Raw genomic sequence first — 18,640 nt, 5'->3', positions numbered from 1 at the left:
CAGGTAGGTGGGGGCGACAAACTGTCGCGAGATGGTCAGCATGGCGGCGATGCATCCCATCAAGGCCGCGAACAGATAGCCGCACAACCGAGAGTGTTCTCGAGTCGCTTGGGCCGCCGGTGTTTCCTCTCCGAACGGTTTCGATCGCAGTCGCCGTTGCGACCAGAGGCCAGACCCGGCAGCAAAAAAACAGGCGACGAAGGTGGTGCCGCCGAAGAAACCCAGTTCGGCGTAACAGTGCAGGAATGAGTTGTGCGTCACCACGCCGATTTCATCGGCGATCAATCCTTCGCCCAAACCGAACAACGGATATTGTCGCCAAATGCTCAAGCTTTCCGACCAAATTTGAATACGGTCTTGGCCCGTTCCCTGATTGATCGCGCTGAAGTCAGACATGCGGCTGGAAAAGGCCAACGCCAACAACGACAATCCCGGCAACGCCAATGCGCCATATTTTCCTCCGCGGAAATAGCACAACGCCGTCGACACCGCGCAGATCAGCGACAGCAGGGCACCACGTGAATGGGTCATCGCCAGGGCAGCCAACAGAATTCCTGTCGGTGCAAGCCAGGCATAACGCACCCATCCGGTCCGGGGTTTGGTCAGGAACAAGGCACAAAAAACGAGTCCCATGACGAGGATCAATCCAAAGTCATTGGGGTCTTGAAAGATACCTGTCCCACGAATTCGCTCCACCTGCTCGACCACACCGTTTTGCACGACACCGCGGTCTTGGATCGATTCCAGTGCGGCGATCGACACCATGCCGTATTTGTCCAACAACACCAGTGATGCCATCGTCGTGATCGCAAGGGTCAGCCATTTCACAAAAAAACGCAGCCGCGTCGGTGTGTTGACGAGCCCGATGATCAGCACATACAGGGCGATCAACTTGCTGACATCGAGCATCGACATCCTGGCCGCCCAGACAAAGCCGTGCGAAAGATGTGACATTCCGACCGCGACGACTAATAACAGCAGCGCCGCCGTGATCGGGCGGTGGATCAGTCTGCCGTGGCTGAGTTGCCTGGCACACGCCCGGGCCGAGACGGCGAGACAGGCGACGATCAGGACTTGATAGATCGGCCACTTGTCCAAGGCCGGCACCAGGTCCGCCGGGCGGACAAACAGTGTCGCGGTCGTCGCCAGCAACAGGGCAAACCCCCAGCCGTGCCGATCATCGACGTCCGTGCCGATGCGGGACGTGGGCGTGTGATCGGTGGTGTCAAAAACCGCCGTTGCCATCTGATTGCTTGCTTCCCTGCCACGCGTGGCGCGTCACGTTACTAACGGAGATACTCGATCTCAACGTGTTCAAGTTCTTCGCTCGGGTCGGATTCGAGTTCGTACCACTTCCCGGCTGCGACCGATGTGGACGCGGCGCCTGTTGATGCACTGTCTGATGCCACGCTGCCTGTCGGTTCGCCGGCTGGATCGGATTCGAGCTGTGGATCAACGCCAGCCAGGTCGATGTTCGTCAACTCGCTGGGGACTTCGTGGCTGATCTGCTCGATCGGGTTGGGCAACGGTTCGTCGCCGACATGTTCGAACCACTGCTGGTCGACGTGTTCGTATGGGATCGGCGACTGCCAGGCGTCGCAGGGATCCAAGGGTGTCCAAGTGGTCTCGCGATAGCCGGCATTGTTGACGATCGAATCGTAGGCGGCGGGCGTGATGGTCTTGGAACGTTGCCCCGGAAGGCACGATTGACAACCGGCCAGCGTGAGCGCCAACGCCGCCAGTGCGAGGTGGCCGATCACGGTTCGTGTCGATGGAGTGGAACGCTGGTTCATGATCTTCGTGTCGAGCCTATTGGCCGAACCCGACGCCTCCGCTGGTCTTGTCAAGCACTTTTCCGGACAACCGTGACGCCGTCCCCGTGCCCAGCAGAGTGAAGCCCAGAATTCGTTCCAGTGGCGACGTGAATTTTGCGATCGCGGAATCGAACGCGATGATCTTGTTGTGTGCGATGAAGATTCGGTCACCCGGCAACAGCTGATAGTTGGTGGTGACATCAGCCAGTTGCGTGATGCCTTCCCAATCGATGGGCAGCATCACGCTGGTGCCTTGTTCGCGGTTGGGGCGGGCGACCCACATGCGACTGGACGAGACATAGCTGAGCCCATTGATTTGGCTCAACGCGTCGATCACGGTTTCATTGCCGGTGTACGGCAACCGGACCAATTCATCGCCCATCCCGCCGCCTTGGGTGATGACATAGACGCCTTTGCTGTTGTACGCGTAAACCGACACCGAGACCTTGGGATCGGAAAACTCCGTGGACATCTGGGCGGCAATCGCCAGGCGTGCCTCGTCCAAGGTCATGCCCGCCAATCGGACCGATCCGTATTGGCCAAGCGTGACGGTGCCATCGGGGCCGACGAGATGTTCACCGGCGATGGGCTGGATTCCCGCAACGCCCCGCAACGACATCGAAACGAGCGGCTGCTGCAACTGTGTTTTCAAATGGTCTTCGATCCGCTGCTTTGCCTGTTCGACCCCAACGCCCACCACCTCGACCGCTCCATAGCTGAAGCCGAGCTGGATCACGCCGCCGAGTTCAACTTGGTATTCGCCCTCGATCGGTTCGTCGGGAAAGGTCCCGGTCACCGTAAGCAAGACGATGTCACCCGGCTGCAGCGCGTGTTGTTCCTGAGATACATTTTGCTGAACATCGATCGTCAGAATATCCGGCGGCTCGATGCGATACATCGGCGTGGTCACCTTGTCCAGTTCACGAGGCACAAAGGCCGCGGCGCCATCGGAATCGCAATTCGCATCGAGCAGCAGCGGCAAGCCGAGCGGAGCGTCAGCCCTCTGCACCAAGTGGCACCCGGTACTGGCCATCGCGCATACCGATAGCAGCACAAGAGCGAGGCGTCGCAGAGAACAGACGGCGAGGTTCACGTTGATGATTGCAATGAAGTGGGGCAGGGCAGGAATCACGACACCGGGGGCAACGGAGTCGTCGACGGTGGCGTCGATCAGTCGGTCACCGTTGGAGGGCGGAATTGAACTGGTAGTAATGCAGGTAGTTGTTGAACGTTCCGCCTCGTCCCGTCTGCATCCGTTCGCTTTGGGACGTCGGGGCTGCCGATCGCTGGATCGTTCGTTCTAAATTGCGAAGCTGCTCGGCTTGTCGGTTCTGATTCAGCCGCAGTTGTTGCCGCGGCTGAACAAAGGAGTGATAGGGACTGAGGATGCTGTTGTCGCTGCGTAGCAAGTCGAGGTAGGGCGACAAACGTTGTTGGTAGGGCGCCGAGGACGCGCGTTTGGATCCGCCGCCGAATCGCTGCGTCGGTGCCTGGGCGGGGGCTGCAACGGGCAATGAAACCAGCGCTAAACCGACCGGCACCATGACGACGGTCCGGATGATTGACTGGCGTAGTCGACTTGGATTGCGAAGTTGTTTGATCATTGCCGTTTACTACAGAGTGCTATGAGGTCTACCCACCCTATCGTCTGCCTAACCGGCATATCTTTTCTCCGTTCTGAAAAAAACACAGAATTGTCTCGGAAATGCCTCAAGCGACGTCGATCGAGCGGCGTGTCGACCTGCACGCTTTTCCGGGTTCGTCCTTCCAATCCAGTCCTGAGGAAACGTCGCGGTCTGCGGGCGAAAAACGATTCGATGACGTTGTTGTTGGGGTGACGCCGATGGACAGAAGAACTGTGTCCATTCCCAAGACCCATAGAATCCACTCGTGCAATCGAATCTGCAGGCTCCCCGAATGGGCACATGCCGCGGCTGGGGAGGCAAATTGACTGGCGTTTCGGCTCGGCTTTCACCGACGCTGATCCTGGTTTGGGTCGCGTTGGCTGCGGGCAGCTACCGTCAGGTCGTGGGGCATCTGGTTCAACAGTGGCACTCCAATACGAGTTATTCTCATGGACCGGCGGTCCTGCCGATTGCACTCTGGCTGTTGTGGCAGCGGCGATCGACCTTGCCGGCGATCGGCAAGCCATGGGGGCCCGGACTGGCGTTGCTTGTAGCGGCTCAGGGTTTGCTGTCGCTAGGCGGATACTTCCATCTTCCCACACTGCAATGTTGGACCCTGCCGCTGTACCTCGGCGGAATGGTCGGACTGTTGGCGGGCCGGGCAGTGTTGGTCTGGAGTTTGCCGGCGATTGGCTTTTTAGGCTTCATGATCCCGCTGCCGTTCCAGCTGGAAATGCTGGCAAATCAATCGCTGCAATGGTTGTCCGCGTGGGGCAGTTGTTACCTGCTCAGTCTGACGTCGACCTTTGCGGTGACCGACGGCTACACGTTGATGATGGCAACCGGCGGAGTCGGGATCACCCGCGATTGCAGCGGACTGCGGATGACCGTTGCGGTCGCGGCACTGGGGACCATCATCACCTTTCTTTCCCGGTCGCGGTCTGGTCGGGATCAAGGCGGCAAGCCGGGCTGGGGCGTTGCGTGGGATTTAGCCGCGGTGATGTTGCTGGCGTTGCCGGCGGCCATTGTGGCCAACGCCACCCGGATTTCGGCCGTCGCCTTGATAGCGGACCGCTACCAAAACGAGTCGTATACGACGTGGGCTCATGATCTGGGCGATTGGTTGGCGTTGCCTCTGTCGGCTTTGCTGTTTTTTGCGTTTCGGGCGTGGCTCGACCGGGTCAGGGCTCTGTCCGCGTTGATGTTCACGGTGACACCGGGCCGCTCGCGCCGTTCTGCGGCGGTAGTGACGACAGGACACGAGCCGTCCGGCCGGAGCGACCCGAAACGTCAATCCGAACCAAGCACTCTTGCGTTCGGCCGAGGATGGCCACAATGGGGCAAGCCCGTGTTGGCGGTGGGCGCCGTACCCCTGATCCTCGCCGCCATCGTCGGTGTCGCGATCGTTCATCATGCGGCCAAGCGTGATCGCATCATCAGCGAAACCTTGACGCAGGCGCGTGGCCACGAAGCGAATGCCGATTGGGAGCGTGCGGCATCGTGCTACCGAGAGTTGTTGCAGCTGCAGCCCGAGCGGGTTGATGCGCGCTATCGCTATGCCTGGGCGTCGCTCCAAGCTGCTGACTCCGTCGACGCCCGCATGCGGGCCTTTTACCAACTCGAATCGGTCCTCGAACAGGCGCCGTCGCATGTGGACGCCTTGCGAACGCATTTGGAGTTAGCGTTGGAGCTGGATCAGGCCAAATCGGCTTGCCGCAGCGCCGAACGTCTCTACGCGATCGATCAACGCAACGAGCATTCATTGCGACTGTGCGTGGAGGCGATGTTGCGGTTTCCGCACGGCTCGCGCGCCCGTCACCCCTTGGTCACAGTCAATCGTTTGAACCGATGGATGGATCGATTCGGTCCCCCGTCGATGTGGCGGGATCGTTTGGTGATCGAGCTGGCATCGTATTGCTGCGATCACGCCGAGTCGATGGATCGGCGTGTGGCAGGCGCGATCGAACCGGCAATCACCGATGCGGCCGGCGGAGTCGGTTCGGCACACGCTTTCTTACAGGCGTGGCGGTTCGCGCAGGTGTTTGGCACAGAATCCCCGTCCATCGAACGGGCCCGGATGAGCATCGACGACGACTGTCCGGCCGGCGTGGCGTATCGGATTTATCTGGCCAGCGCGCGGGAAGCAGTGTTGCAGCACCGGCGCGACGATGCGAAACGGTTTCTGACCAAGGCGATGGAGCGGATGCCCAATCACCACGCGGCCTACGCCATGTTGGGTGATGTCTATGCCAGCCAGGGACAGTGGCCGCAGTGCAGCGCCGCGTACCTGCGGGCATGGCGGTTGGCGGGCGATCGACCGATGGGACTGGGGATCAAGCTGGCCGAGGCGCTGTTTCATGCGGCGCGTCCTGAGGAGTCGGCTGCCTTGGTGGGACAGTTGTTGAAACAGGAAAACCAAGCACTTCAACCCGTCAGCCGCGAACTGCGGATCCGCTGGATGCTGGTTCAAGCCCGGCTGGACGCCCACGCCGGTCGCCACGAGGCGGCGCTCAAGACGATCGGCCGTTGTCAATCGTTGCTTGCGATGACGCCGGCTTCGTCTGCCGCCGGCGCCGCCGCGTGGTTGCCGGCGGTGGAAACGCTGCAGGCCCAATGCTTGGTTCGGCTGGGCCGATATGACCAAGCCGCCCGATTGTTCGAATCGCGCGCTACCCGCGGCAAGGGAAATCCCGGCGGCGACGCTTCAGCCGGCGGCGCTCGTTCAGCTGACGGCGCTCGTTCAGCCGATCAATGGACGGCGGCCGCGCGAGCCTGGCGATCGGTCGGCAACACGCCGGCCGCCGAACGCTGTTATCGCAGCGCGTTGGCGGAGCTGGGGTACGACAACGAAATCTGGTTGGAACTGGTCGACGTGCTCCACGACCGATATGGCGTCCGTGGTGCGATCGAAGAAATCATGCTTCGGCAACGACACCGAGGCGAAACCGCTGTCCCGTCGGACAAGATTCCCGTCCCGTCGGACAAAATCGTGGCCCAGGCCTATGAACGGGTGGGCCGAGGCGATCTGGCGATCGGCCACTATCGCGCCGTTGCCCAGCGCGGCGTTGAAGATGTCGCGGCGCTGGCGATTGCGTTGGCGCGTCATGGTCATGCCGACAAGGCGGTCACCTTGGTTGCCGATCCACGGTGGACGGTGAACACCTCCTTGCGGGCTCATACGGCCGCCGTCATCGCGGTCGGCACCGACGATTTGTCTCCCGCACACCAGGCGACTTTGGAACCGATCATCGAAGCCGGTGTGACCGAGGCAATCGATGACCCGACGCTGCTGATGGCGATCGTGGCGTGGCACACGCACCATCAGCGCCAGACTGCGGCGATGGAATTGCTCGATCGTGCCGTGACGCGGCACCCCGATCACGTCGTCGCGGCAAACAATTTGGCGATGCTATTGGCCGAAGAAGGGCGTGATTTTCCGCGGGCACTGCGACACATCGATCACGTCTTGAAACAGACCGGTGCGGTGCCCGAATTCTTGGACACCAAGGGTTGGATCTTGGTGCGGATGAATCGTGCCGAAGACGCACTGGAGTGGTTCAATCGTGCCCTGGCCGGCTCTGGTGGTGCCTCCCCGACGACGCACCTGCACTTGGCAGCCGCTTACCTGGCGGTCGGCAATCGCGATCGGGCCCGGGAATCCTTCGAGTCGGTTCGGGTCGACCTGCTTCGCAACGACCAACTGCATCACAGCGAACAGCGTGCCTGGGCCAGACTGCAAGATGAATTCATTCGTCCGAGTGAATTGACGACACGGCCTCCCATGCAACGGAGCGGCGACGCCTGATGGATTTCAAGTTGACCCGAACGAAGGCTGCGGTGCTGGGGTGCTCCCTCGCCCTGGTCAGTTGTCTAGCCACATCGGCGACGCGCCCCCATGTGCCGCCGCGATGTGCGTTTGAGCTGGCCGAAACGCTGGGCCGATGGGAGCTGATCGAGCGATGCGAATTACAGCCCAGTGAGCTGGACATTCTGCAGGCGGGAGATCATTGGCGACGTGTCTATCAACATCGCCAGACCAAGCAGGTCGTCGTCGTGACCTTGATCGCCGGGCCGGGAGGCCCGCTGGCAAGCCACTTGCCGGAGACCTGTTATGCGCGGACGGAATTCCGCGCACACAGTGAGCCCGTCGTCTGGAACCTGTCGGACCAGGCGGACCAGTTCCGTTGCCAAACGCTGCAGCCGCGGAATGTGGATCAACCTGCCCTGACGATCGCCTACGCTTGGCACGATGGCTCGCGCTGGCGGGCACCGCACCATCCGCGTTTTCAACTTGCCGGTCATCAGACGCTGCAACGATTACTCGTCTCGATGCGGCACCCCGGCGGGATGACGGCGGAGGCTCAACAGGTGATTCGGCAGGTCGTTGGCTTGACCGTCGATGCAACCGAATCGGTCGATACGGTCCCGGAACGTTCTGTCGACTCCTCGCCGACCCGAGTGACGCAGCGCTCGATTCCGGCCCCTCCTTCCCATTGAACCCACCTCGAATCAAACCCCAACCATGTGCACGGTCATCAAACCAGGAAACCTCGTTGAACCGCGAATCCGCCCCCCAGGGCGTCCGCCAGGACGCGCGTCTGGTGGGCTCTTGTTGTTGCTCGTGCTGGGGGCCATGCAAACCGCGACCGGCGGCACGATTCGTCACGATCGCGCCGATTCCAGCTACACGAGTTTGGCCGCCAGCTATCCTGCGGTGGGCGCGTTGACGTGGGGGTCGATGATCTGCTCGGCCACGCTGATCGAAGAAAACTGGATCCTGACGGCCGGGCACTGTTTGGACGAAGTGGGGTTGTCGGCGAGCGATTGGACGTTTGATCTGACCGATAGCGGCGGCGGGGTCCATGTGGGTGCCGAGCGATTTGTGTTCTCCGGCTGGACCGGCGATCTTACAACGGGGACAGACATCGCCTTGTTGCGACTGGCCACGAGCGAATTGAGCGTGACGCCGGCGACCATCAACACCAACACGTCGGAAGTTGGACAAACGGCAACCCACGTCGGCTATGGGGTCACAGGCAACGGCCAGACGGGGATCACCGCTCCGGCGGGCACCAAACGCGCCGGTCAAAACATCGTGGACGTCGACGGCAGCTCGGTCACCGGCTACAGCGACGACATCCTTTTTGAAGATTTCGACAGCGGATTGGCGGGTGACAACTTTTTCGGAACGGCAACGCAGCTGGATCTCGAATACTTGATCGCCGGCGGAGACAGCGGGGGCGCCGTGTTCATGGACTTTGGCGGCGGAGAGGTTTTGGCCGGCGTGCACTCGTTCATCGCCAGCGTGGACGGCAATCTGGATGCGGACTACGGTGATCTGGCGGGTTCGATCAAGGTGTCGTCGTATGCCTCGTGGATCTCGTCCACGATCTCCGGCGGCGGTCCGGTCGCACCGGAACTGGCATCCTGGATGATGTGGATGGTGTTCGCCGGCGGGTTGCTGATGTCGTCGCGTTCCTACGCTCGCAATGCGAGTGAGGCCGAGCTGAGGTTGCCAACGGCAGCGGCAGCGGCCGATTCGCGCTAGCGTCTGGTATCCTGAAGGGATGAAAGCGATTAGCCGGAGGTCAGCGCAGCGCCACCTCCGGGGAGCAAGATTCCGATCCCCATCGACCCCGGGACGGGGTCGCAGCGAATTCAGTCGCCGTCGGTGCGGCAGTCCGCCTTTCTGACAGCGTTATCGGTCGCTAGGCGACCGAAGTCTTGGGGCCGGATTCGCGTTTGATTTCTTCGATACGATTTCGCACGTTGTTGTAATTGACGTCGCGAACCGTTTCGACACGGAGCACGTTGGCGCCGGCGGCTTTCGCAGCAGCCACCCCGTAATCACCGTCTTCGACCACCAAACATTCGTTGGGGAAGACGCCCAGGCGTTTGATGGCCAGGGTATAGATTTCCGGACTCGGTTTGGGCTGCGAGACGTCTTCGTTGCTGAGGGTGAACGAGAGCAGCGAATTGAGCGAGGTCAATTGCATCAATCGATCGACCGAGCGTCGGATCGAATTGGATGCCAACGCCAAGTCGTAGCCCTCGGTCCGCAGCGTCTCGAGCGTTTCGAGGTGAACCGGATTCGGCTGACAAAGTCGTTCGGCGGTTTCCAACAAGCAGTGCTGTTTCATCTCGTTGACGAAATCGCTGAGCGTGTGTGGAAAGCCGTTCTCCTTGGCCAGGATACGGAGCTTTTCGCGTGTCGGTAGACCATCAAAGCGTTGATGGTGTTCGAATTGGCTGATGCGATACCCGAACAGTTCCAGAGCGGTGTTAAGCGCCTCGAAATGCCATTGCTTGGCATCAACCAAGACGCCGTCCATGTCAAAGATGATTGCCTTGATCACTTACGTTGCCCTCCCTGGCAGCCGATCAAAATTCGTGGGGAAAATCTGTGCACAACATCAACCTGCCTGGTCGCGGGTCCCTATCCGATGGTGTCGTTTCAAGAAACGTTCGTAATTCATCCCACCAGGGCTGTGGGTCTCGGCCGTGTAACTCGGGCGAAACCAGACAAACGTCTAGTCCCGACGCCAAGTGTTCGCGGACGAGATCGGTGGGATACCAAATCGACGAAAACGAATCCAGCCAGATCCCCTCGATCGGTGAGTATGGCGAAAAATTTTTCAACAACGTCGGAATTTCAAGCTCGCTTTGCCGCGAAAAGCAGCGCATGCCGAGTTTTGAATACGCCAACATGTCTGGGATCGCCATGTCGAAGACGAAATACCTGCCCAACTGATATTTTTTCAACAATTGATGCACGATGGCGGATAACCCGTCCGCTTTGATGTTCAAGGCGAGGGTTCCCGAAGCGTCGCAGCGGCGATAGAGGGCAAGAAAATCTTCCAAACTCATTTCCGGTTCGGTCGCCCCGCCCGGCGGATCGTGGCTGATCACCACCGTGCCGGCGTGGTCGCGGAGATCCGTTTCGACGCCGAATCCCGCGGCAAACGCTCGCTCAAACGCCACCCGGCTGTTCTTTTCGGACGCTTCATGCCAGAGCCCGCGATGGGCAAGACGCTCCATTTCAATCATTGTCCTAACATTCCGATTGAAGTCGTGTAGTGATCTTCGCTAAAAGTGCGGCAGATTCGATCGATGCGGCGACATTCTGTGTCGACGCGTCCTTAGCTGCAATTGCACAACGAGAAGAAGCACTGATGAAGAATTTTGGTCGAGCACTTGCCGATGCCTTCGGTTTTTGGCCTCTGTTACTTGTCGCAACCCTTTGCGCCGTCGGCAATGGCGCTATCTGGGGATTGAATATCGGCGCCCTGTTTCCGGTCATCAAAGTCACGATGGTCGGCGAATCGCTGCAAGATTGGGTCGAAGGCGAGATCGCCGAGAGCAAGGTGCGGATCGCGGCCATCGAACGTGAAATGATCGACGTCCGCAACAATGCCGCACCCGGCGTCGACCCGGCGATTCAGCTGGAACTGTTGCAATCACGTCGAAATGCTGAACAAGCAGGCCTCGATTCCTCCCTGAAAATTCAACCCTACGTCGAAAAGTACCTGCCCAAGGATCCCTTCCAGACCGTCTTGTACGTCATGTTGGGCGTTCTGTGTTGCACGGTCCTGAAACACGTCTTCCAATTTGCCAACACCGCGATCGTGGCCCTGATCGCCGCCCGAATCACCCGGCGGATTCAAACCAAAATCTTCTCCAAGGCGCTCCGACTGGACCAAGCCAGCTTCGCCGGCTACACCAGCAGTGGCTTTGTCGCGCACATCACCTACACGACCAATATGCTGTCAAATGGCATCACCAGTGTTTACGGCGGTGCGGTGCGCGAGCCGCTGAAATTGGCGTCCTGTTTGATCGGGGCGGCAATCATCTGTCCCCGATTGCTGTTGTTGACCATGGTGGTCGTTCCCGTCGTGTTCGGGTTGCTGTACGTGGTCAGCCGATCGCTCAAACGCGTCTGCCAAAGTCTGCTGGAACGGGCGATGGGGCTGCATCACGTCATGCTCGAATCGCTCAACAATATCCGGACCGTCCAAGCGTATTGCCGCGAGGATCACGAACAGGAGCGGTTCGACAAGGCGACCCTGGATATGCAGCGATTCACGATGCGAATCGTCAGCTTCAACGCGCTGAACCGTCCGCTCACGGAATTGCTAGCACTGGGAATGATGAGCACCGCGATTGTCGCCGGGTCGTACTTGGTGATGAATCGGGCGACCGATATTTTTGGGATCCAGATCACCAGCCAGCCGCTCGGCCCGGCGTCGATGATCGTCTTTTTTGGCATGTTGGTCGGGGCCAGCGATCCGGTGCGAAAGCTCGCTTCAGTGATCGATGGCATCAATACCGGAGCCGTCGCGGCCAATTTGTTGTACCCGATGTTGGACCAGTCCAGCCGAATCACCGAGTCGGACGACGCGGTCACGACGTCGCGGCCGCACCGCAGCCTGAAACTGGAGGGGATTCATTTCGCCTATGACGACTCCAATCCGATTTTGCGTGACGTGTCGCTCGAGATTCCCCACGGCAGTACCGTGGCCGTCGTGGGTGCCAACGGATCGGGGAAATCGTCGATGATCAATCTGCTTTGCCGATTCTACGATCCACAGGCCGGTCGCGTGTGTCTCGATGACGCCGACATTCGGCTGATGAAAATCAAGGATTTGCGGAGCCGAATCGCGTTGGTGACGCAAAACACCGAGCTGTTCAACGAGGACCTGTACTACAACATCGGCTACGGGGTGGCCGGGGCGACGCGGGAGCAGATTTTGGCAGCGGCCAAGGCGGCCCACGCGGAATCGTTTATCGAAAACGAACTGCCCCAGCGTTATGAAACCGTCATCGGCCAGGACGGTCACCGACTCAGCGGTGGTCAACGCCAGCGGATCGCCTTGGCGCGAGCCCTGATCCGAGATCCCGATATTCTGATTCTCGATGAAGCGACCAGCCAAATCGATGTCGAGAGCGAGCGTCTGATTTTTGACACCATTCGGGATCAGTGCCAGCATCGCACGGTATTTTTCGTGACTCACCGCCAAGGCATGTTGGACATCGCCGACATCGTGCTGCGTTTCGAAGGCCAGCAGATTTCGGTGGAACCCGGTCCCAAGGCGGCCGGTAACCAACGAACGGACCGAGCGGCAGCTTAGCCAAGTCACGATCAACCTTGCCGCCGGTGCGGCGGATCGGATATACCGCACGCCATGAGGCCAAAGGCGATCGATTCCCCGTTGTACCACATTGCCCCACCGATACGAGATAGTCATGGCAGACCCCGCAAGCTGCACCGCGTCCACGGATGTGACCAAACACCGATTACAAGATTTTGTCGGCGGATGGTTGGTCGGACACTTTCAACCCGCCTTGATTGCCAATGACGACGTTGAAGTCGCGATCAAGATTTATCGTGCGGGAGACCGCGAACAAAGCCACTACCACGCCGTCGCGACCGAATACACCGTGATCGCCTCGGGACGCGTGCGAATGAACGGCCAGGACTATGTGTCCGGTGACATCGTTCAGATCGACCCCGGTCATTCGACCGATTTCGAGGCATTGGAGCCGACCACGACCGTGGTGCTCAAAACGCCCAGTGTAGCAAACGACAAGTTCATCGATGCGGACGATTCAAGGAGGTCTCCGGATGCTTAATATTGTGATCCCGATGGCGGGGCATGGTTCGCGGTTTCAACAAGCCGGTTACCAAGATCCCAAGCCGCTGATCCCCGTTCATGGTGTGCCAATGATTCGCACCGTGATCGACAACCTGCGGCCGGCCTGCGACCATAAATTTTTCTTTCTGTGCCAGTCCTCGCACATCAGCGACTATCCGCTGGAGTCGATCTTGCGCGACGCGGCGCCGGGTTGCGAAATCCGCACCCTTGACCGGGTCACCGCGGGCGCCGCCTGCACCGTGCTGTTGGCCAGTGACGGGATCGACAACCAGTCGCCCCTGATGATCGCCAATTGTGATCAATGGATCGATGCATCGATCGACGATTACTTGAATGTCGGCATGCAACGCGGGATCGATGCGTTCTTGATGACCATGAATGATGATTCGCCGAAATGGTCCTACGTCCAACGCGATGACCAGGGCGAAATCATCGGTGTGATTGAGAAAGAGGTGGTGTCCAGCGAGGCCACCGTGGGAATCTACAACTTTGCTCACGGGGCGGATTTCGTCTCGGCGGCCAAAGACATGATTCGCGAAAACGATCGTTCCAAGAATGAATTCTACGTCGCTCCGGTCTATTCACGACTGATCCGCAGCGGACAACACGTGGAAACGGTATCGATCGGCGATGCCGGTAACGTGATGCACGGACTGGGGACTCCCGAGGACCTGGAGAAATTCGTGCGTCGCGGATTCGAGTCACGAATCCAGGCCGACGCAGAAAAGATCCATTGCAAACGCGGCCGCGAAGCGGCCTGAGGGACGCTCCCGAGCGGCACACTCTTCACCGGTCACGAGTATCACGATGTGGAAATGGGAATGGATTTGTTGGTTCGTCAACCTCGTCTCCCCCAACCCGGCGGAGCGGATTCGCCGCTATCGCCGATTGATCGAACGCCTCTCCCGTGAGGCGGATCTGGATGGCGGCTGGTGGCGTGTTTTTCGTGATTATCCCAAACAGGCTGCGTCCAGCACGACCGTCTTGTCCCCAGGTGCCTCGGACCAGAATGCCGACGAATCGATCGCCGTGGTCGTTCAAGGGCCGGTCGTCCAACGCGACGAACTGACGATCCAGACGCTGCAGTTGTATCGCCAGACGATGCCGCATTCACGTTTGATCTTGTCGACCTGGAACGACATCTCGCCGCAACTGCGTGCCCAGATTGAATCGCTGGGCGTCACCGTGGTGACGAGTGAAAAACCACCGCATCCGGGTCCGCACAATTTGAATCTTCAAATCGTGTCGACGCGGCGTGGGTTGCAGGAAGCCCAACGAATGGGCTGTCGCTACGCCATGAAGACCCGCGCCGATACTCGGATTCATCTGGCCGAAGCCGACCAGTTTTGCCGCGACTTGTTGAACCAGTTTCCCGTCGACGCGGCCAGCGGCCAGCAGAAGCGATTGATGGTGCTCGACTTTGCCACGCGATTGTACGTCCCCTGCCATCCGGCCGACCTGTTGATGTTCGGCACGACCGACGATCTGTTGACCTACTGGTCGCCTGAATTGTGTGGCCCCGAAATGACATTTCGGGTGTGCGACAAGTTTGACGAAATGCTGCAGCAGGCGACTCCAGAAATCGTGTTGTGCCGCAGCTATCTGCAGCGAACCGGGGCAAAGCCCGTCGACGATCTGCCGGCCTGGTGGGAAATGTTGGCGGATCGTTTCATCGTCATCGATCGCGATATGATCGATCTGTTTTGGCCCAAGTACAACTACAACGTCGACCAACGGTTGAGCATGGTGTGGGACAACGGCAACATGGCCCTGTGTCATTTCGCCCAATGGATGCAATTGTACGCCCGCCGCGTCGAGCCCTCGGTCACGCTGGATCAATTGCGTCAGCAGCGTGTTCACGATGCGTTGGGTGAGGGATCGTGCGGTGCCTCGACCGCTGCCCGTGACGAAGCGGCTGCTGCCTAATCGGACCGCGTGCCCGGAAATGACATTGCGGCAAAAGTCGGGTGCTCGCTAATTTACCGTCGTCTGATCGTCCCGCTGTGCATTGAACCGATGACCGGCGAGCCAATCGCAGGAACCTGAAAGCAACTACTCAACCTCCAAGAAAGGTTTACCAACATGTTGTCATCTGAGCAAAAAGCCACACTCGACGATTACGTCAACATCGGACATCGAAGCACTCCCGGTTGGCTGTGGCAGAGTGCCGCTTACATCACCGCGCTGTTAGGGATGAAGCAGATCGAAGACGGCCTGCAAGGCAACCTGGGTGAAATCGGTGTTTGGCAGGGACGTTATCTGTTCCTGCTCGGACTGCTCAGCCGCGAAAACGAAAAGGTCGCCGGAATCGATTCCTTTGTGCATTCGCCGGACCCGGAAGGGTTTGCCCGACGGGTGGAAAACCGTTTCAATTTGGATGCGTCCACCGCCGGGAAACTGACGCTCATCAAAGAGGATTCGACCAAGCTGACGCCCGAGAAAATCCGACAGAGTGTCGAGGGAGATTTCCGGCTGTTCAGCGTCGATGGCGGCCACTTGGCTCACGAGGTGTTGAGCGATGCAGCGTTGGTCTCGCAAATGATGGTGCCAGGCGGCATCATGATCTTGGACGATATTCTCAACAGCACTTGCCCCGGCGTGATCGAGGGCACCTTGGACTTCCTGCGGTCGCCTCAAGGCAGCCAGTTCGCCCCGTTCTGTCTGGTCGGCAACAAGTTGATGGTGACCGACAAAGCGTCCGCCGATCACTATCGCAACTATTTGTTGCACGTCATCCAGGAAAACAAAGACGCGTCAATTTTCCGTGACACCGCACAAACCATTTCTGATTTCCCGGAAGGCGTGTATCCGAAACTGTGCGGATCGGATCTGATCGTCGTCACCTGGTCGGGAGACTACTTGATCTCTGATAACGGTGGTCCAGTTCTGATTCGTACCAAAGTTTGCGACATGCACGAGATGGACAGCCCCGAGGTTCAGCTGCCCTCGGTCGTCTCGCTGTTCGAACGATCTGCTGCCGTCGCGGGCTGATTGCCCATGCTCTACTCATCGATCATTGCCACGGTCGCCTCGGCGGCCGCTCTGGGATTGGCCGTCACCAATTGGCGCCGAAGCAAGCGGCTGAAGACGCAATTGGCCGAGCATCAAGCATCGGCCGAACAGCAGATCATAAACTTGCGGAGCGAGCTGGACCGCAGCATCGCACAGTTGAGCGGGCGCAGTGCGTCGGCATCCAACCTGGAACTCCACCGAAAGAAGATCGATTCGATCGAGGAGCGACAAGCGCACTGCCAAAAAGAAGTCGATCACCTGCGGGGCGAATCGCAAAACCTGGCGATGTTGCCGACCTGGCATCCGACCCGCGTCGCATTGGCCGAAGAACTTCGCCCACGATTGGTCCCGATCACCGACAAATTGGGACCGGTGCTCTTTCCGAACCAGCTCGCCTTCGACGAGTTGGATTGGATGTACAAGTTACCCGATCGAAAGTTTCCCTATTCGTTGACGTTCGAAGAGGGGATGATGATGCACTATCTGGTCGCGGCGAACGAATTAAAAAGCGGATACGAAATCGCGACGGCGTTCGGGTTTAGCAGTTTCTTCCTTGCCACGGCATTCGAAAAGACCGGCGGTCACCTGATCAGTGCCGACGCCTATATCGAAGAAGAAATGGAAGACTTCATCTACGATCACGCCTCAGCGCAGGCGCACGTCGAAAAACTTCGCCAGTTGCAGCGTGACGAACAGTATGACCAACTTCCCCGCGGATTGCAGTTCGCGATGGAGGGTGCGTCAGTTCTCAAGATTGAATCGGTCGTCGACTACGAAATCGCGTGCAGTCCCGAAGGCGTTCCGGATCTGTTGAACGATCGCCAACTGGACTTTGCGTTTATCGACGGAGGCCACTTCGGTGAACAACCCGTCTTGGATGTCCAGTCGGTGCTGCCGTTTTTGCATCCTGAACGCTTTATCATGATGTTCCATGACACGCAGTGCGAAGCGGTGGCCAAAGCCGTGCACTTTGCCGCCCAAGCGACCGGGACCCAGCCGTTTTCGATCCATACCCGCAACCGTATCGTTGCGGTGACCAAGGGGATCGATCCAAACACCCTGCACACCTGCCGTGAGATGACCGTGCGGCAAGCGGTTTAGCGGTCGTCGTCAAAGATCCTGTTGATCGGAAAAATCGATCAGCGGATTTTCGTCGACCCAGCGATCGCGGGAGGTGATCATCAAGCCGGGGAAAAAGCTGATTCTGGTGCCGGCGCGTTGGATGCGTCGACACAGTTCAACGTCTTCGTGTTCATTCCAGTACAGGTCTTCGCACCAGGGAAACTGTTGCCAGAACGATTTGCGGATCAACGTCACGCCGCCGGGGACATAACTGAATCGCGAGTAATCACGGTAGTTCAGCAATCCGCCCTGGCACCAGCTGTGGTTGTCGCCGCGGACGACACCCCAGTCGAGGGCGCGTTTCCCGTCGGGTAACTGTAGACGAACCGCGGCAATGCCATAGGCCCAGCCCCAGCTGCGGAAGGCGGTGAAGAACGACTCGGTGAAAGCGAAGCGGTCGTGACAGACGACAATGTCGCTGTACGCGGCGTCTTGGCAAATCAAATTCTTTTTGCGTGTGATCCAGCCCAGATCGTCACGCTCGCTGAATTGGATTTGCCGCACGTCGTCGTGCCCGTCAAAGGCTTCGATCTTGTGTGGCGCGATCAACACGATCTCGTAGGGAACGTCACAATGCTTCCGCGCGGTGTCGACCAATTCGTTCAGCTCTTCCATCCGATCACCGAGCGTCAACACGCCGATCGTCAGCCCCGTCATCGGTTCGGTATGCCAGGGGGCGTCTGCTCGCAGACAGCGATAGCGGAGACTCCATTTGGAAAAACCCTTCTCCGTGCCTTCGCGTGGGTTCTGGCTTTGGTAGGTCAGTTCGAATCGCCCGGCGGCGAGCTGGTTGATGACGGCTTTTAGCCCGAACCAAGTCAAATGCTGGTTGTCGTGAAAAACGAATTCGATTTCGGCGTCGGGCTGGATGTACTTCAAGCACTCCGAAACCGTCAGCAGATAGAAACGGTTCAGGTTGGGGTTGGTGATCCGGATTTTTTTGGCGGCGGCAATGTTTTCCCGCATCGGCCAAAGGTTGATCGAATTGTCGTAGGGAACGACGATGTGGGTTCGGCAGGGGGCGGCATCGGGTTCGCCGTGCAGTGCGGTGATGACCAAATCGGGAATCCAATCGTCATTGATCACGTCCTGCTCGGTCGGTGACGGCTGGTTTGCGGGGTTCCCCGCTTTGCGTTTGGTGGTGCCCAGGGTCGCCCGGATCTGTCGTTTCAAGACCTTGGGAGCGGCCTTGCGAAGGATTTTGCGTTGCAGCGACGCATTGAGATTGGAGCGGAACCAGGACAGCGACGCACGAAAGTCTGCACTGGAAATCTGGGACACGTCTTGAATCAGTCGTTTGTTTCGATACAAGTCGCCACGCAACAGGAAGTTGTCGAAATCGGCTTTGCTGACGAACAGGTCGACGTCGTTTTCACTCAGCGATTCCCGCCACTGCTTCATCAGGTCGGCGTGT

At 59.0% G+C, this 18,640-nt stretch carries 16 protein-coding genes; 9 read left to right on the top strand and 7 right to left on the bottom strand.

The window, feature by feature from the left end; all coding sequences use genetic code 11:
* The 4 genes from ABX749_RS02635 to ABX749_RS02620 all read right to left on the bottom strand — a co-directional run.
* The coding region (locus ABX749_RS02635) for an O-antigen ligase family protein (RefSeq protein WP_372894640.1) at positions 1-1,245 on the bottom strand (1,245 nt) is incomplete at its 3' end.
* A gap of 41 nt (positions 1,246-1,286) precedes the next feature.
* The gene (locus ABX749_RS02630) at positions 1,287-1,793 is read right to left on the bottom strand and encodes a hypothetical protein (protein WP_372894639.1); all 507 of its coding nucleotides are present in this window, start codon (positions 1,791-1,793) and stop codon (positions 1,287-1,289) included.
* 16 nt (positions 1,794-1,809) lie between these two features.
* The gene (locus ABX749_RS02625) at positions 1,810-2,847 is read right to left on the bottom strand and encodes a polysaccharide biosynthesis/export family protein (protein ID WP_372894638.1); all 1,038 of its coding nucleotides are present in this window, start codon (positions 2,845-2,847) and stop codon (positions 1,810-1,812) included.
* A 145-nt stretch (positions 2,848-2,992) separates the two neighbouring features.
* The gene (locus ABX749_RS02620; protein ID WP_372894637.1) at positions 2,993-3,418 is read right to left on the bottom strand and encodes a hypothetical protein; all 426 of its coding nucleotides are present in this window, start codon (positions 3,416-3,418) and stop codon (positions 2,993-2,995) included.
* Positions 3,419-3,731: 313 nt separating this feature from the next.
* Between ABX749_RS02620 and ABX749_RS02615 the strand changes: the two genes are divergently transcribed.
* The 3 genes from ABX749_RS02615 to ABX749_RS02605 all read left to right on the top strand — a co-directional run bounded on the left by ABX749_RS02615 (position 3,732) and on the right by ABX749_RS02605 (position 8,987).
* Complete coding sequence (locus ABX749_RS02615; RefSeq protein WP_372894636.1) at positions 3,732-7,244, top strand: archaeosortase/exosortase family protein; 3,513 nt, start codon at positions 3,732-3,734, stop codon at positions 7,242-7,244.
* An 11-nt stretch (positions 7,245-7,255) separates the two neighbouring features.
* Entirely contained in the window at positions 7,256-7,936 is a 681-nt protein-coding gene (locus ABX749_RS02610) for an exosortase-associated EpsI family protein (protein ID WP_372894635.1), read from the top strand.
* A 136-nt stretch (positions 7,937-8,072) separates the two neighbouring features.
* The gene (locus ABX749_RS02605; RefSeq protein WP_372894634.1) at positions 8,073-8,987 is read left to right on the top strand and encodes a trypsin-like serine protease; all 915 of its coding nucleotides are present in this window, start codon (positions 8,073-8,075) and stop codon (positions 8,985-8,987) included.
* A 160-nt stretch (positions 8,988-9,147) separates the two neighbouring features.
* Here the strand turns inward: ABX749_RS02605 and ABX749_RS02600 are convergent, their stop codons facing one another.
* Both ABX749_RS02600 and ABX749_RS02595 read right to left on the bottom strand, forming a co-directional pair.
* Positions 9,148-9,795: an HAD family hydrolase gene (locus tag ABX749_RS02600; RefSeq protein ID WP_372894633.1), complete on the bottom strand. Its 648-nt coding sequence runs from the start codon at positions 9,793-9,795 to the stop codon at positions 9,148-9,150.
* Positions 9,796-9,820: 25 nt separating this feature from the next.
* Complete coding sequence (locus ABX749_RS02595) at positions 9,821-10,477, bottom strand: hypothetical protein (RefSeq protein ID WP_372894632.1); 657 nt, start codon at positions 10,475-10,477, stop codon at positions 9,821-9,823.
* A 134-nt stretch (positions 10,478-10,611) separates the two neighbouring features.
* Between ABX749_RS02595 and ABX749_RS02590 the strand changes: the two genes are divergently transcribed.
* From ABX749_RS02590 to ABX749_RS02565, 6 genes are all read left to right on the top strand, one after another.
* Positions 10,612-12,567: an ABC transporter ATP-binding protein gene (locus ABX749_RS02590; RefSeq protein WP_372894631.1), complete on the top strand. Its 1,956-nt coding sequence runs from the start codon at positions 10,612-10,614 to the stop codon at positions 12,565-12,567.
* A gap of 115 nt (positions 12,568-12,682) precedes the next feature.
* On the top strand, positions 12,683-13,069 hold the full coding sequence (locus tag ABX749_RS02585) for a hypothetical protein (RefSeq protein ID WP_372894630.1): 387 nt from the start codon (positions 12,683-12,685) through the stop codon (positions 13,067-13,069).
* The gene (locus ABX749_RS02580; protein WP_372894629.1) at positions 13,062-13,853 is read left to right on the top strand and encodes a glycosyltransferase family 2 protein; all 792 of its coding nucleotides are present in this window, start codon (positions 13,062-13,064) and stop codon (positions 13,851-13,853) included. The genes ABX749_RS02585 and ABX749_RS02580 overlap by 8 nt, the downstream gene beginning before the upstream one ends.
* A 46-nt stretch (positions 13,854-13,899) precedes the next feature.
* Positions 13,900-15,018 carry a WavE lipopolysaccharide synthesis family protein gene (locus tag ABX749_RS02575; protein WP_372894628.1) on the top strand — a complete coding sequence of 373 codons (1,119 nt, stop codon included), beginning with the start codon at positions 13,900-13,902 and terminating at the stop codon, positions 15,016-15,018.
* Between the two features lie 156 nt (positions 15,019-15,174).
* On the top strand, positions 15,175-16,083 hold the full coding sequence (locus ABX749_RS02570) for a class I SAM-dependent methyltransferase (RefSeq protein ID WP_372894627.1): 909 nt from the start codon (positions 15,175-15,177) through the stop codon (positions 16,081-16,083).
* 6 nt (positions 16,084-16,089) lie between these two features.
* A complete protein-coding gene (locus tag ABX749_RS02565) occupies positions 16,090-17,205 on the top strand; it encodes a class I SAM-dependent methyltransferase (protein WP_372894626.1) in 1,116 nt (371 codons plus the stop codon).
* A gap of 9 nt (positions 17,206-17,214) precedes the next feature.
* Here the strand turns inward: ABX749_RS02565 and ABX749_RS02560 are convergent.
* A partial coding sequence (locus tag ABX749_RS02560) for a hypothetical protein (RefSeq protein ID WP_372894625.1) occupies positions 17,215-18,640 on the bottom strand: 1,426 nt, incomplete at its 5' end.

Origin of the sequence: Stieleria sp. (genome assembly GCF_041595215.1) — a bacterium.
Taxonomy (GTDB): Bacteria; Planctomycetota; Planctomycetia; order Pirellulales; family Pirellulaceae; genus Stieleria; species Stieleria magnilauensis.
This window is presented reverse-complemented; position numbering and strand designations above follow the sequence as displayed.

What these genes read in the sequence shown, in the direction of transcription:
- ABX749_RS02630 (WP_372894639.1), bottom strand. Translation starts at nt 1,793, where the DNA reads ATGAACCAGCGTTCCACTCCATCGACACGAACCGTGATCGGCCACCTC.
- ABX749_RS02625 (WP_372894638.1), bottom strand. Translation starts at nt 2,847, where the DNA reads ATGGCCAGTACCGGGTGCCACTTGGTGCAGAGGGCTGACGCTCCGCTC.
- ABX749_RS02620 (WP_372894637.1), bottom strand. Translation starts at nt 3,418, where the DNA reads ATGATCAAACAACTTCGCAATCCAAGTCGACTACGCCAGTCAATCATC.
- ABX749_RS02615 (WP_372894636.1), top strand. Translation starts at nt 3,732, where the DNA reads ATGGGCACATGCCGCGGCTGGGGAGGCAAATTGACTGGCGTTTCGGCT.
- ABX749_RS02605 (WP_372894634.1), top strand. Translation starts at nt 8,073, where the DNA reads ATGCAAACCGCGACCGGCGGCACGATTCGTCACGATCGCGCCGATTCC.
- ABX749_RS02595 (WP_372894632.1), bottom strand. Translation starts at nt 10,477, where the DNA reads ATGGAGCGTCTTGCCCATCGCGGGCTCTGGCATGAAGCGTCCGAAAAG.
- ABX749_RS02590 (WP_372894631.1), top strand. Translation starts at nt 10,612, where the DNA reads ATGAAGAATTTTGGTCGAGCACTTGCCGATGCCTTCGGTTTTTGGCCT.
- ABX749_RS02585 (WP_372894630.1), top strand. Translation starts at nt 12,683, where the DNA reads ATGGCAGACCCCGCAAGCTGCACCGCGTCCACGGATGTGACCAAACAC.
- ABX749_RS02580 (WP_372894629.1), top strand. Translation starts at nt 13,062, where the DNA reads ATGCTTAATATTGTGATCCCGATGGCGGGGCATGGTTCGCGGTTTCAA.
- ABX749_RS02575 (WP_372894628.1), top strand. Translation starts at nt 13,900, where the DNA reads ATGTGGAAATGGGAATGGATTTGTTGGTTCGTCAACCTCGTCTCCCCC.
- ABX749_RS02570 (WP_372894627.1), top strand. Translation starts at nt 15,175, where the DNA reads ATGTTGTCATCTGAGCAAAAAGCCACACTCGACGATTACGTCAACATC.
- ABX749_RS02565 (WP_372894626.1), top strand. Translation starts at nt 16,090, where the DNA reads ATGCTCTACTCATCGATCATTGCCACGGTCGCCTCGGCGGCCGCTCTG.